Source organism: Sphingomonas oligophenolica, assembly GCF_039522915.1.
Classification (GTDB): Bacteria; Pseudomonadota; Alphaproteobacteria; order Sphingomonadales; family Sphingomonadaceae; genus Sphingomonas; species Sphingomonas oligophenolica.
The window spans coordinates 21,637-35,735 of the sequence record NZ_BAAAEH010000001.1; the positions used below are offsets into that span (position 1 = coordinate 21,637).

The 14,099-nt window shown below is 65.3% G+C and carries 12 protein-coding genes and 1 tRNA gene; 9 read left to right on the forward strand and 4 right to left on the reverse strand.

Annotated features, from left to right (window positions below; translation table 11 throughout):
- Positions 1 to 22: 22 nt before the first annotated feature.
- Positions 23 to 1,300, forward strand: coding sequence for a DUF445 domain-containing protein (locus tag ABD050_RS00110; RefSeq protein ID WP_343887071.1), 1,278 nt, complete (start codon positions 23 to 25; stop codon positions 1,298 to 1,300).
- 127 nt (positions 1,301 to 1,427) lie between these two features.
- Here the strand turns inward: ABD050_RS00110 and ABD050_RS00115 are convergent, their stop codons facing one another.
- Positions 1,428 to 2,099: an HAD family hydrolase gene (locus ABD050_RS00115; protein ID WP_343887072.1), complete on the reverse strand. Its 672-nt coding sequence runs from the start codon at positions 2,097 to 2,099 to the stop codon at positions 1,428 to 1,430.
- Positions 2,100 to 2,161: 62 nt separating this feature from the next.
- Here ABD050_RS00115 and ABD050_RS00120 point away from each other — a divergent pair, with 62 nt between their 5' ends.
- From ABD050_RS00120 to ABD050_RS00135, 4 genes are read left to right on the forward strand one after another with little or no spacing between them, the layout of a single operon-like run.
- Positions 2,162 to 3,268, forward strand: coding sequence for an ABC transporter permease (locus ABD050_RS00120; protein ID WP_343887073.1), 1,107 nt, complete (start codon positions 2,162 to 2,164; stop codon positions 3,266 to 3,268).
- Complete coding sequence (locus ABD050_RS00125) at positions 3,268 to 4,122, forward strand: ABC transporter ATP-binding protein (RefSeq protein WP_343887074.1); 855 nt, start codon at positions 3,268 to 3,270, stop codon at positions 4,120 to 4,122. The genes ABD050_RS00120 and ABD050_RS00125 overlap by 1 nt, the downstream gene beginning before the upstream one ends.
- Entirely contained in the window at positions 4,122 to 5,090 is a 969-nt protein-coding gene (locus tag ABD050_RS00130) for an MlaD family protein (protein ID WP_343887075.1), read from the forward strand. Before ABD050_RS00125 ends, ABD050_RS00130 begins: the two co-directional genes overlap by 1 nt.
- An 8-nt stretch (positions 5,091 to 5,098) precedes the next feature.
- Positions 5,099 to 5,695, forward strand: a complete 597-nt coding sequence (locus ABD050_RS00135) for an ABC-type transport auxiliary lipoprotein family protein (RefSeq protein ID WP_343887076.1) — start codon at positions 5,099 to 5,101, stop codon at positions 5,693 to 5,695.
- A 9-nt stretch (positions 5,696 to 5,704) separates the two neighbouring features.
- Here ABD050_RS00135 and ABD050_RS00140 read toward each other — a convergent pair whose 3' ends face one another.
- Positions 5,705 to 6,562, reverse strand: coding sequence for a peptidylprolyl isomerase (locus ABD050_RS00140; RefSeq protein ID WP_343887077.1), 858 nt, complete (start codon positions 6,560 to 6,562; stop codon positions 5,705 to 5,707).
- Positions 6,563 to 6,658: 96 nt separating this feature from the next.
- On the opposite strand from ABD050_RS00140, the gene ABD050_RS00145 reads away from it, so the two are divergent.
- Together ABD050_RS00145 and ABD050_RS00150 are read left to right on the forward strand one after the other, a co-directional pair.
- Positions 6,659 to 6,749: transfer RNA gene (locus tag ABD050_RS00145), tRNA-Ser, on the forward strand.
- Between the two features lie 180 nt (positions 6,750 to 6,929).
- A complete protein-coding gene (locus ABD050_RS00150; protein WP_343887078.1) occupies positions 6,930 to 8,270 on the forward strand; it encodes a tyrosine-type recombinase/integrase in 1,341 nt (446 codons plus the stop codon).
- 15 nt (positions 8,271 to 8,285) lie between these two features.
- Here the strand turns inward: ABD050_RS00150 and treF are convergent, their stop codons facing one another.
- Positions 8,286 to 9,875 carry an alpha,alpha-trehalase TreF gene (treF, locus tag ABD050_RS00155; RefSeq protein ID WP_343887079.1) on the reverse strand — a complete coding sequence of 530 codons (1,590 nt, stop codon included), beginning with the start codon at positions 9,873 to 9,875 and terminating at the stop codon, positions 8,286 to 8,288.
- 45 nt (positions 9,876 to 9,920) lie between these two features.
- Positions 9,921 to 11,276, reverse strand: a complete 1,356-nt coding sequence (locus ABD050_RS00160; protein WP_343887080.1) for a ComEC/Rec2 family competence protein — start codon at positions 11,274 to 11,276, stop codon at positions 9,921 to 9,923.
- A 225-nt stretch (positions 11,277 to 11,501) separates the two neighbouring features.
- On the opposite strand from ABD050_RS00160, the gene ABD050_RS00165 reads away from it, so the two are divergent.
- Positions 11,502 to 12,662 (forward strand): ROK family transcriptional regulator, encoded by a 1,161-nt coding sequence (locus ABD050_RS00165; protein WP_343887081.1) that lies wholly within the window; start codon positions 11,502 to 11,504, stop codon positions 12,660 to 12,662.
- 42 nt (positions 12,663 to 12,704) lie between these two features.
- A complete protein-coding gene (locus ABD050_RS00170; RefSeq protein WP_343887082.1) occupies positions 12,705 to 14,069 on the forward strand; it encodes an MFS transporter in 1,365 nt (454 codons plus the stop codon).
- Positions 14,070 to 14,099 lie beyond the last annotated feature (30 nt).

Below are 14,099 nucleotides of genomic sequence, written 5' to 3' on the forward strand. Positions count from 1 at the left end.
GGTTTCGGGGATTGTTTCGGGCATGAAGCTGCTCGCCCGCGCGCCCCGGAACGGAGAGGCAATCCCCGCGGGGCTGCGCCGCATGCGCTGGATCGCGACCGGGCTGCTTGTCCTGATGGCCGCGATCTTCCTCGCGACGCGCGCCATCGACCCCGGTTTCGCCCGGGCGCATCCGGCGATCGGCTTCATCCGCGCCTTTGCCGAGGCAGCGATGGTCGGCGGGCTTGCCGACTGGTTCGCGGTCACCGCCCTGTTCCGCCATCCGCTTGGCCTGCCGATCCCGCACACCGCGATCATCCCGCGCAACAAGGATCGAATCGGCGAGACGCTGGCTGCTTTCCTGCGCGATAATTTCCTGGTGCCCGGGGTGGTCGCGCGGCGGATGCGCCGGGTCGACGTCGCCGGCGCTGCCGGTCGGTGGCTGGCGAGCCCCGAGGGAACCCAGGGGCGGCTGCGCAAGGGCGCATCCCGGCTTGCCGCCGATATGCTCGAGGCGTTCGACCAGCAGCGGCTCGGCGGCATGGTCAAGGCGACGATCGGCCAGCGGCTGCGCGCACTCGAGATTTCGCCGTTGCTCGGCCAGGCGCTGACGGCGGCGATTGCCGAGGGGCGGCACGCGCCGCTGCTCGACGGCATTGTCCGCTGGGCGGCCAAGGTCCTCGCCGCCAATGAGCATATGATCCGCGCGATCGTCCATGAACGCGCCGGAACGGTGATGCGCTGGACAGGTCTCGACGAGACTCTTGCCAACAAGATCATCGATGGCCTGGACAAGCTGCTTCACGACATGGCCGAGGATCCCGATCATCCGCTGCGCGCCAAGGCCGAGGAAGGGCTGACGGCGCTTGCCTTCGACCTCCAGCATGACGACCGGATGCGCGAGCGGGTCGAGGGCCTCAAGGCCGAGATCATCGAGAATCCGGCGATGCAGCGCTGGCTCGACGGAATATGGGAGCAGGCGCGCGCCGGCATGTTGCGCATCGCCCGCGATCCCGATGCGGCGCTCACCGGCCAGCTCGGCGAGGCGATGCGCCAGCTCGGCGGCACCTTGCAGCAGGATGCGATGCTGCGCGCGACGATCAACCGCTTCGTCCGACGCACTGCGGTCGGCATGGCGGCCGATTATGGCAGCGACATCGTCAGGCTGGTGTCGGAGACGGTCCGGGGCTGGGATGCGCGGACGATCACCCGGCGGCTCGAAAATGCGGTCGGCCGCGATCTGCAATATATCCGGGTCAACGGCACCCTGGTCGGCGGGCTGGTCGGGCTGGTCCTGCACATGATCGACGTCCTGCTATGAGGTTCGAGCCAGCGGCCCGACGTCGGAATCGACCTGCTCGTTCAAGGCTTTCGGCGTCGCATCGTCAAACGCTGAAAGCCGGTGCCCGTCCCCGCATTCATGAGGACAGGCATGGGCGGCACGACGCTCAGTGCTCCCAGTCGACGATCGGCCAGCCGCGCGCCCGCGCCAGCGTGCGCAGGGGCCCGTGCGCATTGACCGCGAAGGGCTCGTCCGCCCAGTCGAGCACCGGGGCGTCGGACACATGATCGGAATAGAAGCGTATATCGGCCTCGGCGCGCGCGATGTGATTCGCCGCCATCCAGGCCTCGATCATCCTGAGCTTGGCCGGGCCGTAGCAATTCTCGCCGGAAATCCGCGCGCGCAGCCGGTCGCCCGCCAGCTCGACCTCAGTGCCGATCACATCGTCGAAGCCGAGCCGGTCTGCGATCGCCAGGGCATAGAAACGGTAGGAGGCGGTCGCCATCACCAGCCGATAGCCGGCAGCGCGGTCGGCGGCGATCTGCGCGCGCGCGCCGGCGAACACGCCCGAGGCGGCAACCCGATCGGCGAAACGCTCGGCCGCGCGCCGCGCGTCGGTGTCGCGCATCCGGTGGCCGAGCAGGAGGCGCTGGGAGATCTGCTTCAGCCGCGCCCGGTCGATCGCCTTTACGGCATAGGCAGCGCTGGCGAGCCCGGCGAGCGGGAGCAGCGCAAGCCGCCACGGCGCCTGGCGCCGCGCCGTCTCGATCAGGAAGGCAGGCCAGGTCGGCGCATGCGTGATCGTCTTGTCCATGTCGTAAATGGCGAGCTTCGTCATCGCTTCGTCTTACGCGGCATGCGGCTTGCCGATCCAGCGCGATTGCACCATTGGTGGCCAATATGAACGGGATGGCCGCTTTCTCGCACGAAAACGCCCCGGAGGGCGATATCCTGCGCTTTACCGGCAGCCTCACGCTGGCCCGGATCGGCGACCTGCCGGAACGGCTGCGCGGCTATGACGGCCCGGCCTCGGTGGTCGATCTGAGCGGGATCGAGCGGATCGATACGATCGGCGCCTGGCTGGTCCACCGCTTTGCGGCAGCGCATGATGCGCGGATCGAGGGGCTGGATGCCGATAGCGAGCACCTCCTCAAGCAGATCGAGGCGGCCGACCAGCCGGTGGCGATGCGGCCGACCCAGGCGGTCGGCGTGGTTCGGGTGGTCGGCGAGATCGGCGACGCGGTCGTCGCCAGCTTCAAGACCTTATACGGCCTGCTCGGCTTTCTCGGCGCGACGGTGATCGCCATCGGCAGCGTCATCAAACATCGCCGCTTCCGCTTCAACGCGACGGTGCAGCGTTTCGAGGTGGTCGGCGTCACCGCGCTCGGCATCATCGGGCTGATGAGCTTCCTGATCGGCATCGTCATCGGCCAGCAGGGTGCTGTCCAGCTCCAGCAGTTTGGCGCCGAAGTCTATACGATCAACCTGATCGGCCGGATCACGCTGCGCGAGCTCGGCGTGCTGATGACGGCGATCATGGTCGCTGGGCGTTCCGGATCGGCCTTCGCGGCCCAGATCGGCACGATGAAGCTGACCGAGGAGATCGACGCGATGCGCACGATCGGCGTGTCGCCGATGGAGGCGCTGGTGCTGCCCCGGATGATCGCGGCGGTGGTGATGATGCCGCTGCTCGGCTTCTATGCCTCGCTGCTTTCGATCATCGGGGGCGGGCTGTTCTGCTGGATTTCGCTCGGTATCCCGCCGATCACCTTCATCCAGCGAATCCGCGAGGTCGTGCCGATCACTGATCTCTATATCGGGCTGTTGAAGGCGCCGGTGTTCGGCGCGATCATCGCGATGGCGGGCTGCTTCCAGGGCATGCTGGTCGAAGCCGATGCCGAGCAGGTCGGGATGCGCACGACCTCGGCGGTGGTTCAGGCGATCTTCCTCGTCATCGTGCTCGATGCGGTTTTCGCGGTGTTCTTCACCTCGGTCGGCTGGACGTGATGGCGCGGCGCGACAACGAGACCGTCATCTCGGTCCACGGCCTCAGGAACAGCTTTGGCGAGCAGGTCGTTCATGACGGCCTCGACGTCGAGGTGAGGCGCGGCGAGATTTTCGGCGTGGTCGGCGGCTCGGGCACCGGCAAGTCAGTGCTGATGCGCTCGATCATCGGCCTTCAGGTGCCCGATGAAGGCGAAATCACGGTCTTCGGCGAATCGACGATCGGCCGCGAGGAAACCGAGGCGGTCGATATCCGCAAACGCTGGGGCGTGCTGTTCCAGGGCGGCGCGCTGTTCTCGACGCTGACGGTTGCCGAGAATGTGCAGGTTCCGTTGCGCGAATTCTATCCGCACCTCGATCAGTCGCTGCTCGACGAGATTGCCGGATACAAGGTGGTGATGACCGGCCTGTCCGCTGACGCCGGACCGAAATATCCGGCCGAACTTTCAGGCGGGATGCGCAAGCGCGCCGGCCTTGCCCGGGCGCTGGCGCTCGACCCCGAATTGCTGTTCCTCGACGAGCCGACCGCTGGCCTCGACCCGATCGGCGCGGCTGCCTTCGACGAGCTGATCGCTTCGCTCCAGAAGACGATGGGGCTGACGGTGTTCCTGATCACCCATGATCTCGATACGCTGTACGCGATCTGCGACCGGGTCGCGGTGCTTGCCGACCAGAAGGTGATTGCGGTCGGCACGATCGACGAGTTGCTCGCGCTCGACCATCCGTGGATCCAGGAATATTTCAAGGGCCCGCGCGGTCGCGCGGCGACGGCGACGATCAACAGGGCGCGGCAGGCGGAGAACGCCGCTTCGCGAACTGCAGAAACGATGCCGGCAGGACTAGGGGCTAGCGACTGATGGAAACCCGATCGAACCATGTCCTTGTCGGCGCGGTGGTGCTGATCCTCATCGCCGTCCTGGCGCTGTTCTTCGTCTGGATCGCCCGGGTGAATGGCGGCTCGGAGAAGCAATATGACATTTTCTTCAAGCAATCGGTCGACGGCCTGAGCAAGGGATCGACCGTGTCCTTTTCGGGCGTGCCCTCGGGGCAGGTCACCGAGATCGCGTTGTGGAAGGACGATCCCCAGTTCGTCCGCGTGCGGATTACGGTCAAGGACGAGACCCCGGTGCTGCTGGGCACCACCGCGACGATCCAGTGCAGCTTCACCGGTACCTGCACCGTGCAGCTCGACGGTGCGGTCAAGGGCGCGCCGCCGATCGACTGTCCGGCGGACAACCCGCGCAGCGCCTGCCCCGACGGCGTGCCCGTGATCCCGACCAAGCCGGGCGGGCTGGGCGCGTTGCTGAGCTCGGCGCCGCAATTGCTCGAGCGGCTGTCGAGCCTGACCGAGCGGCTCACTGAGTTGCTGTCGGACAAGAACCAGGCCTCGATCACCGGAATCCTCGCCAACACCAACCGCCTGTCCAAGGCGCTCGCCGATCGCGGGCCGGAAATCGCCGCGACCGTTGCCGAGACGCGCGTGGCGATCCAGAAAGCCGGCGACGCGGCCCAGCAGATCGGCGTGCTCGCGGGCACGACCAACACGCTGCTCAACGAGGATGTCCGTCCCGCGGCGCAGAATCTCAACAAGGCAGTCGCCGCAGCCCAGCACAGCATGGAGTCGCTCGACGCGGCGATCGGCGATGCGCGGCCCGGGTTGCAGGCCTTCTCCAAGCAGACGATTCCAGAGGTCGGTCAGCTCGTCCATGATCTGCGCCGGATGTCGGCGGCGCTCACCGACGTCGCCGAGAAGATCGACCAGGGCGGTGCGGGCTCGCTGGTCGGCCCGCCCAAGCTCCCTGACTATAAGGGCCCGAAGAAATGAGGTTTGCGATGCGCACCGGCACCCTGAAGGCCTCGCTTGCCCTGCTCGCGATGGCGCCGCTCTCGGCCTGTATCAGTTTCGGGGCCAAGCCGCCGCCCTCGCTGCTGACGCTGACCTCTGCGGCGGCGATCCCGGCCGGGCAGACCCAGTCCTCGGCCAATGCGGCGACGATCACGATCATGGTGCCGGCGGTATCCCAGGCGCTAGCGACAGCGCGCGTGCCGGTCCAGACCAGCGACACCTCGATTGCCTATATCGTCAACGCCCAGTGGGTCGAGCCCCCGGCAAGGCTGTTCGCGCGGCTTGTGTCGGATACGGTGGCGGCGAAGACCGGGCGGGTGGTGCTGAGCACCGCCCAGTCAATCTCGGATCCAGGCGCGCGGCTGTCCGGCGAACTGCGCAGCTTCGGCGTCGATGCCGCGACGAAAGAGGCAGTCGTGATCTTCGACGGCGCGCTGATGCGCAGCGAAGGCCATGTCATCGAGAAAAGGCGGTTCGAGGCGCGCGTGCCGATTGCGAAGATCGAGGCAGAGGATGCCGGTACCGGCATCAACCAGGCGGCGAACCAGGTCGCGGGCGAAGTGGCCGACTGGGTCGGTCACTGAGCCGGGGCGCTATTTCGCGCCGACCCGGCGCGTCGCGAGCGGCAGGTCGCAAATGTCGATGCCGCCCAGTCCGATGGTCGGCGCAGGGGGATTCTCGCGCAGCCTGATATAGGCGGCGAAGCGCAGATTGTCGGTCGAGCGATATTCGAATTTGGGCCGCTCGGCGGCGGGCATGTCGCTCGCCAGGCGGACCGAGATGATCGGCGTCCGCTCGCCCTCGGTCGCGTAGACCCCGAGCGGCGCGTCGCTGCGCGGCATTGCCGACAGATATTTCATGCCCTCGATGATCCGCCCGACAATCGTATAGTTGCGATCGAGCCGCCGCGCCGCGCCGCTGATCGGGGTGAACAGCTCGGCGCCGGTGCCGGTGTCGGGCGCGGCATCGCGGGCGACACCGACGCTGCCATAGCAATGCGGCAGCCAGGCAGCCTTGCCGTTGCCGACGACCGGCCAGCCGTCATCGGTGAAGCCAGACATTGCCGAATAGGCATCGGCGCGCGTCAGCCGCTGGGCGAGCGCGACGGCGGGGAAATCATATTCGGCCGGCGGCACCTTCACGATCGCATCGGGCAGAGGCTTCTTCTCGCTTGCGTCGCCCCACTGCGCGACCCAATTCTCCTGCACGCGATAAACGCTGGTCTCGTCCCACCAATGCGCCAGCGCGAGCTTGCGGATATTGGCGACATGTTCGGGCGCGAGCCGCGCGGCGAGGCGGATCACCACGGTCCGGTTGCCGGCGAGCGTGACGACCATCAGTTCGTCATCGGGGATCGGCCGCCAATCGGCCGGGGCTGCGTCGGAGGGAAGCGGCGGCGGCGCGGGCGCCGCCTGGGCGCCGGCGAGCAAGGCGAGGAGCGGAATCAGCATCATCGGCTTGTGGCATGGAGCGCCTGGCCGGCGCAATCGCCAGCGCTTGCGCGTCCGCTCGCCAGCCTCTAGGGCCGGCCTCCTGCCAGGGAATGCGGAGCGGTGGCCGAGTGGTCGAAGGCGCTCGCCTGGAAAGTGAGTATACGCCAAAAGCGTATCGAGGGTTCGAATCCCTCCCGCTCCGCCACGGACCTGTTCCCGGTGGTCCGCAACGGACCACCGGGATCGACTTTTCTCTCCTGAAATCCAACACTTAGCAGACCGGCTCGGCCTCGGCCGTTCGTGCCCGTTCGTGTCCATCCGGCGATTCGGAGGTACTCGCGCATGGTATCGGCGGTCGAAAAATATGGTATTTTGGAGAAGACCGTTGCTCAGTGATGCGAAAGCCCGCGCGGCCAAGCCGCGCCCCAAACCCTACAAGTTGACCGACAGCAACCAGCTGTTCCTTCTGGTGACGCCCAGTGGCGGAAAGCTATGGCGCTGGAACTACAGGTATGACGGCAAGCAGAAGTGCATGGCGTTTGGCGCCTATCCTCTCGTCTCGCTCGCCGATGCGCGCGGAAAGCGCGACGAAGCCTTTACGGTTCTCTGTGAAGGCCGCGACCCGAACGTGGCGAAGAAGCTCAAGATCGAGGAGAATATCGAGGCAGGGCGACAGACGTTCGAGCGCGTTGCCCGCGAATGGCACGAGAACGCCAAGTCGCAGTGGGCCAAGATCCACGCCGCCGATATAATCCGCAGCCTCGAGCGCGACGTCTTCCCCTCGATCGGCGGGCTGCCAATCGCCCAGCTGACACCGCCGCTCGTGTTGGGAGTCCTGCGAGAGATCGAAGCCCGCGGATCGATCGAGACCGCCAAGCGCATACGACAGCGGATTTCTGCCGTCTTCGTCTACGGCATCGCCCAAGGCATCGTGCAGAGCGATCCGGCGGAGAAGCTCGGCGCTGTGCTGAAACCGCTCCGCAAGGGCCGCCAGCCGGCTATCACCGATCTCGTCCCCTTGCGGAAGATGATCATCGCGGCCGAGGAAGATTATGCGCGCCCGATCACCCGGCTTGCGCTGCGGCTCCTTGCGCTCACCGCAGTGCGTCCAAGCGAACTGCGCGGGGCACGTTGGGACGAGTTCGAGGACCTGAACGGCAAGCTGCCGCTATGGCGCATACCGTCCGCGCGGATGAAGGGCGACCTCGACCGCAAGGACGAAATCGATGGCGATCATCTCGTCCCGCTGACGCCTCAGGCGATATCGGTGCTCAAGGCGCTATGGCCGCTGACCGGTGATGGCCCGCTTCTTTTCCCGAGCAATCGCCACACGCACCGGCCGATGAGCGAGAACGCCATCGGCTATCTGCTCAATCGCGCTGGCTACCATGGTCATCATGTCCCGCACGGCTTCCGCGCCGCATTCTCGACGATCATGAACGAATGGGCCGAAAGAAACGGCAAGGACCATGATCGAAAGGTAATCGACCTGATGCTTGCCCACGTTCCGAAGGAAAAGGTCGAGGGCGCCTACAATCGCGCCGCCTACCTGCCGCGTCGGCGTGAACTGGCCCAGGTGTGGGCCGATATGCTCAGCGAGGGCCTTCCAGATCCGGGCTTGCTAGTCGATCTGCCGGTCAAGGCGATCGGATCGCGGTCCCGTCGTAGTGTTCCTGCCCGCGTCGAGTCCGATTTCCGCTTTCCGACGCGTAGGCACGCTGCTTGAGAGGAGATAGTCCCGTCACCGTCGACTGGGGTATTTCTCCATCAGTGCGGCGGTGACGCCGTTGGTCCAGCCAAACCCCTCCTGCACGGCATATTCGCCACCGCCGCCGGCCGAGCGTTCCTCGACGTCGTACTTCTCGATCATGCGACCGGTTTGCGCGTAAAAGGACGTGACTGTACCCAGCCAGCGCTCGGCGATCTCGTGCGCCAGCTTGCTTTCGCCGTACCGGTCGAGCCCTTCGATCGCGATCCACTGCAAGGGCGCCCAGCCATTGGGATCATCCCATTGCTGGCCGGTTCGCAGCGTCGAGGTGCGCAGGCCTCCCGGCGCGAGCAGCTGCCTTTCGGTCAGCCGTGCGGTCGCGCGGGCCTGATCGGGCGTCGCGAGGCCGACGAACAAGGGCGCAAGGAGTGCAGCGGACACGATCGGCGTCGGCGCGTTCGCCTTGCGGTCGTAGTCTGCGAAGCGCTGCGTGCGAGTGTCCCAGAGGTATTTGGCGATCGCCGCGCGACGAATCTCGGCGCGCCGATTGAAGTCGCGTGCGCAGGCCCGGTCGCCCGACGCGGCGCAGCGGCGCGCGATCGCACGTTCGAGGTTCCACATCAGGCTGTTGAGGTCGACCGGCACAATGTCGGTCGTATGGATGGTGGAAAGCGTATGCCCGTCCGCCAGCCAGCGTGAGCTGAAGTCCCAGCCGCTTTCCGCCGCCGCGCGCAGATCGCGGTTGACCTTGTGTTGCCCGCGCGGCGCAGCTGCGGCTGAGGTGGTGCGGTCCTCGACAAAGGATTCGTCGCGTGGTGTGTCGCGCGCATCCCAATATCGGTTGAGCAGGCTGCCGTCGGGCATGCCGACCACATGCTGACAGGCGCCATCCTTCAGGCAGGAGGCACCGGCCATCCAATAGGCGTGCTCCGCCTTGAGCGCCGCCAGCCGCCGGCGGGCGAGCACGGGGTCGCGATCGTCCGACATATCAAGCATGAGCGCAAAATACGGCGGCTGCGACCGCGAGAGATAATAGGTGCGTGAGCCGTTGGGGATGTGGCCGTAGCGCTCGATCAGCGAGACGAAGTTCGCGATCATGCTGTCGATCATCGGCTGCTCGCGGTCTGCCTTCAGCCCCAGCATGGTGAAGTACGTGTCCCAGTAATAGAACTCCTGATAGCGCCCGCCCGGCACGATGAAGGCGGCAGGGAGGGAGAGCGCGGACGATCCCTCTGGCGGCGTCATCGGGGGCTTCGCCAGGACGGGCCACAGCGAGCGGATATGATCGCGGATATCCGCATTCGCGGCTTGCGCTCCATGCCCGGTGAAATGCCGCGCGACGAACATCGCGAGCGCGTCCCTGCCGGTCGGCTTTTCCGCCCGGTAAGCCGCCATGATCACCGACGCCGGCTCGAGAGGTACCAGGTCGACGAACGTCTTGCTGTCGGGAAAGACACGCTCGAGCTGCACCGCCTCGAACAACGCGCCATACAGGTCGGCCGGGGACGTCGCCGGAGCGACGGCGTCGCTGTTTGAGCGCGTCACCTGCTGCGCATGAAGCGCCCCGCCAAATAGGAGCAGCCCGAAAAGCGGTAACGTCCTGGCGAAATTTCGTCGTGTCATGTCACGCCTCATCAGGAGGTGAACGTTGGGCAGTCCGAGCTTCACTCAATCCGCTTGGTAGGGGCCGAAGTGCGCGATCACTTCGTGCGCCACGTCCGCGTCGTTGAGGATGAACACCTCATAGGTGCCGCCACCCGGCGCCACGCGGATGACCACATGCCCGGAATAGCTCTTGTAGATGCGGTCCATGATCGGACCGATCGCTATCCGGGTCTCGGGGCTCATGCCCGTCGCAAAGACGTCTCGCGGCCCGGAATAGAATTCGCGAGACGCCATCCGCACGACGACCTCCTCGCCCGGCTGGGGCGACAGCCAGTTCTGCTGGATGATCACCCGAGGCCGGAGGGCACGCAGAATGGCTCCGTTGGTGGAATCGCGATTGCCGTGATGGTCGAGCGTCATCACGTCGACAGGTCCCACGACGGCGGCGACCGGTGTTTCGACATCGCGCCAATAGGGCTGCGTGTAATCGGGCACGCCGGGGATGTCGCCGCCCGCGTAGTAATCGAACTTCCCGTAGGTCATCTTGATGACGTTGCTGAACGGGTTCTCATCGAAGCGGCAGGCCTTGACCGCGTCGGCCGGTATGTAGCGCTCCGTTTCGCTGCCCCGACCCGTCCATATCACCCCGCTCGAAGCGACATTGCGGATATGAAACTCCGGGAAAGCCTGTGGTTTGCGAAGATGGATCTGATCGAGTTCGCCCGCGTGAAGGCCGACCACGGGCTGGCCGCGGCCGAGCCGGAACGCGACCAGGCCTAGATAGTTCTGCAGGGCCTTCGCGTCGTTGCCTTCCGAGCATCCCCGCAGGTCGAGGGGAACCTTATAGTCCGGTGCCGCCCGGTCGATCAGCGTGCCGATCGGAATCAGGTCTGCAACCTCGGTGATGCCGGCAAGCCGGTAGTTGCCGTTTGCTGACAAGGGGCTCGACGCGGTGATCGTCCCGATATGGTCGGTGTGAAAGTGCGTGATCATCGCATAGTCGAGCGTTACCGGCCGGCCTGCCGGCGCGAACTGCCGGATATATCGTGCGATCTCATAGCCCGCCGAGTGCGACCCGTCCGGCCTGGGAGGGAACGGCTTGAGGGGCGCCACCGATGCGATGAATTCAGGATCCGCTTCGCCGGCGTCGACGAGCATCGTCGTGCCGTCGGGCATGACGAAATATGCGGCATTCCCCCGGCCGGTGCTGATGTGATGGATGTACAAATAGCCTGGGGTCCAGGCGGGGAGCTCCGGTTGCGCCGCGCTCGCGCCTGCGGTGGAGAAGCAGGCGAGCATCATGGCCAGGGCTCGAAGGATTGTCCTGGCGCGGCGGGTTGGAAAGCCGCGGTCGCTTTTTCCGAGTGGCGCGGCTTCGGAATACACACGTTCGACGCGCTTTGGTGCGATGCGGCTCATGCGGTCCTTCCAGCTGATTCGGTTTGCCGCACGCGCTGTTGCGCACGGCACCTCTATTTATCTCACTGAGAGATATTAAGTAATGGACCGGGCCGCAAGGCAGAAGTAGGTTTGAGCGTGGCGATGGCTTCCGCTGCCCCTTTTGCTTGACACAGGGCCAAGGGTTTAATGATGGCTGGGTTACAAACTTTCGCCTGAGTCCGGCGAGCTTTGACAAGGAACAGAATGAAGCAGCGCGCGCACTTCCTGAAGGACATAGTGCCCGCGCGGCCGAAACGGTCGCCAGGCTTTTCCGTCTCCAGCAACGAACGGCTCGTACTCGACCTGATACGACGCAACGAAGGGATATCGAGGGCGGACGTCGCGCGGGAGGTCGAGCTGACCCCTCATTCGATCTCACGCATCGTCGATGCCCTGGATCAGCGCGGATTCCTCATATTCGGGGAACGCGTGGTGAACGGCCCCGGGAAGCCCAGCACCCTCGTGCGCCTGGCCCCCGATGTCGCATATTCGGTCGGCTTTTCGATCATGACCGATGCCATTTCCTCGGCGCTGATGGACTTCACCGGTGCGGTCATCGATACGCAATATGGCCGGCTCAGCTCGTTTGAGCTTGATGACATTTTCGGTCTCCTGACCGCACAGTTCCAGCACCTGACTACCGGCCACGCGGAGAAGATTTGCGGCGTCGGAATCGCCGTCAGCGGTTATTTCACGGGCGAGCGCAATCAGCTCAATCCTCCGCCGCCGCTCGATTCCCTCGCCATGTTCGACATCGACAGCGCCGTCGCGGACAGGCTGCAACTGCCGGTCTGGATCGAGAACAACGCCCGGGCAGCGGCGGTCGGCGAAAGCCTGAACGGCGTCGGGCGCGAATACCCGACTTTCGCCTACCTCAACCACGAGATGGGCTTCGGCGGCGCGCTGATCATCGATAACGAGCTGTTCCGCGGGGTGTCGGGCAATGCTGGTGAGTTTTCGGGGATCCTTGCACCCGAGTTGCTGCCGACCCGGCCGACGCTCGAACTGCTCAGGACGATCCTTGTCGAACAGGGTCTCGAGCTTGAGAACATCGACAGGATGCTCGAGATTTTCGATCCGGCTTGGCCGGGCGTCGATGACTGGATCGCCATCGTGAAGCATCCCATCAACCGGGTGATAACCGCGATCTCCGCCGTGTTCGATCCCACGGCGATCGTGGTGGGTGGAGGCCGCATGCCGCACTCGCTTGCAGAAAAGCTGATCGGCGTGCTGGAATTCTACGATGGCCCCAAGCGGCGCGGGCGGCATCAACCGAGGCCCGAGCTCGTCGTCAGCAAGATAACCGGTGACGCCACAGCGATCGGCGCCGCCTCGATGCCGCTCAAGGCCAATTTCTTCATGTAGCTGGGCTCTGGGCTACAAAGGCGCCGCGAAAGGCTCGGCAAAGTGGATGAAGGCGAAGGGAATACCGCGGAAGGTTCCACCGGGGTTGTCCGCCGCCGCCGGAAGGATGGTTACGCCATCCGCTATTCGTCCGGCAATTTCGCGAAGAGCCTGTACGAATCCACGTTCAGTCTTGTGTACCTCTTCTTCCTGGTCGACGTCCTCAAGCTGGATCCGGCATCGGCGGGAACCGCGCTGCTCCTGTCGATCATATTCGACGCAGCGATCAACCCGCTGCTAGGCCGCGGCATCGACCGCTGGCTGCAGAAGGCCTGGTCCTACCAGCGGATAATCCGGGTCGCCGCGCCATTCACCGCTGTCTTCTTCGTCTTGCTGTTCGCGGTGCCGGCAATGGCGTCGCCGCCATTGCTGCCGGTCGTGATCGTCGCAACGGCGCTCTTTCGCGCCGGTTGCACATTGGTCGACCTGCCCCACAATGCCCTCCTCGCCGATTTGACGTTGGACAGCCGGGACCGGGTGAAGCTTTCCTCGTGGCGCTTCTTCTTCAGCTCGCTCGGGAACATTGCCGTCCTGTTCGGGCTTGCTCCCGCGCTCTCGCAGTCAGGCAGCTCCCGCCCGCTTGATTTCATCATTCTCGCCGTGATCACCGGCTTTATCTATGTCGGGATCATGATCTACTGTGTCGGCGGCAGCGTGGCGGGGCGGAGCAAGCAGCCTGCGCCGGCGAGCGTCCAAACGACCGCAGCGCTCATGGATCTCGCGCGGAATGGCAGGCTGCTGAGAGTGCTCGCGGTCTGCGTGCTCTCCGCAGGTCTCGCGACCGTGTTCATGCGCATGACCGTCTTCTACGCGAAGACATCGTTCGGCGATGCCGCGGTCTCGATCTATCTGCTGGGCGCGCAGATGTGCGGCCAGATTGCAGGGCTGCCGCTTTGGCAGCGCATCGCCTCCCGGTCCGAGAAGACGTCAGCCGCCATCGCGGCACAGTTGCTCCTGGCAATATCGATGGTGGCATTCTTTGTTGCCGCTCCCCGATCGCTCCCGATCGCCCTGCCGCTTTTCTTCCTCACCGGCCTCGGCATGGGCGGATTGACCGTCATGAACTGGGCCATCGTTCCGGACACCATCGAGTACACCGAGGCGGCCTGCGGTCGCAGGCATGAGGCGCTGACCTTCGGGGCGTTTCTTTTCCTCAACAAGCTGGGGTCCGGCTTTGCCCTTGCCTCGGTCGGCTGGCTCCTGGCGGCACTGCATTACAACGGGGAGACGAGCGTGTCCGCGCTGGCGCTGACAGGCGCGATGGCCGGCGTGCCGTTCGTCGGCGCAGTGGCATCCGCCGTGATCCTGGGAGGCCTGAAGATGACCCATGTCGAGCACGCTGCCTTGAGCAGGAAACCTGCCCCCTGACACCGGCCTCAGCGCCGACCGAAAATCGAC

Excerpts from the sequence above, each read along its gene's own strand:
- ABD050_RS00110 (WP_343887071.1), top strand. The coding sequence starts at position 23 with ATGAAGCTGCTCGCCCGCGCGCCCCGGAACGGAGAGGCAATCCCCGCG.
- ABD050_RS00115 (WP_343887072.1), bottom strand. The coding sequence starts at position 2,099 with ATGACGAAGCTCGCCATTTACGACATGGACAAGACGATCACGCATGCG.
- ABD050_RS00120 (WP_343887073.1), top strand. The coding sequence starts at position 2,162 with ATGAACGGGATGGCCGCTTTCTCGCACGAAAACGCCCCGGAGGGCGAT.
- ABD050_RS00125 (WP_343887074.1), top strand. The coding sequence starts at position 3,268 with ATGGCGCGGCGCGACAACGAGACCGTCATCTCGGTCCACGGCCTCAGG.
- ABD050_RS00130 (WP_343887075.1), top strand. The coding sequence starts at position 4,122 with ATGGAAACCCGATCGAACCATGTCCTTGTCGGCGCGGTGGTGCTGATC.
- ABD050_RS00135 (WP_343887076.1), top strand. The coding sequence starts at position 5,099 with ATGCGCACCGGCACCCTGAAGGCCTCGCTTGCCCTGCTCGCGATGGCG.
- ABD050_RS00140 (WP_343887077.1), bottom strand. The coding sequence starts at position 6,562 with ATGCTGATTCCGCTCCTCGCCTTGCTCGCCGGCGCCCAGGCGGCGCCC.
- treF (WP_343887079.1), bottom strand. The coding sequence starts at position 9,875 with ATGACACGACGAAATTTCGCCAGGACGTTACCGCTTTTCGGGCTGCTC.
- ABD050_RS00160 (WP_343887080.1), bottom strand. The coding sequence starts at position 11,276 with ATGAGCCGCATCGCACCAAAGCGCGTCGAACGTGTGTATTCCGAAGCC.
- ABD050_RS00165 (WP_343887081.1), top strand. The coding sequence starts at position 11,502 with ATGAAGCAGCGCGCGCACTTCCTGAAGGACATAGTGCCCGCGCGGCCG.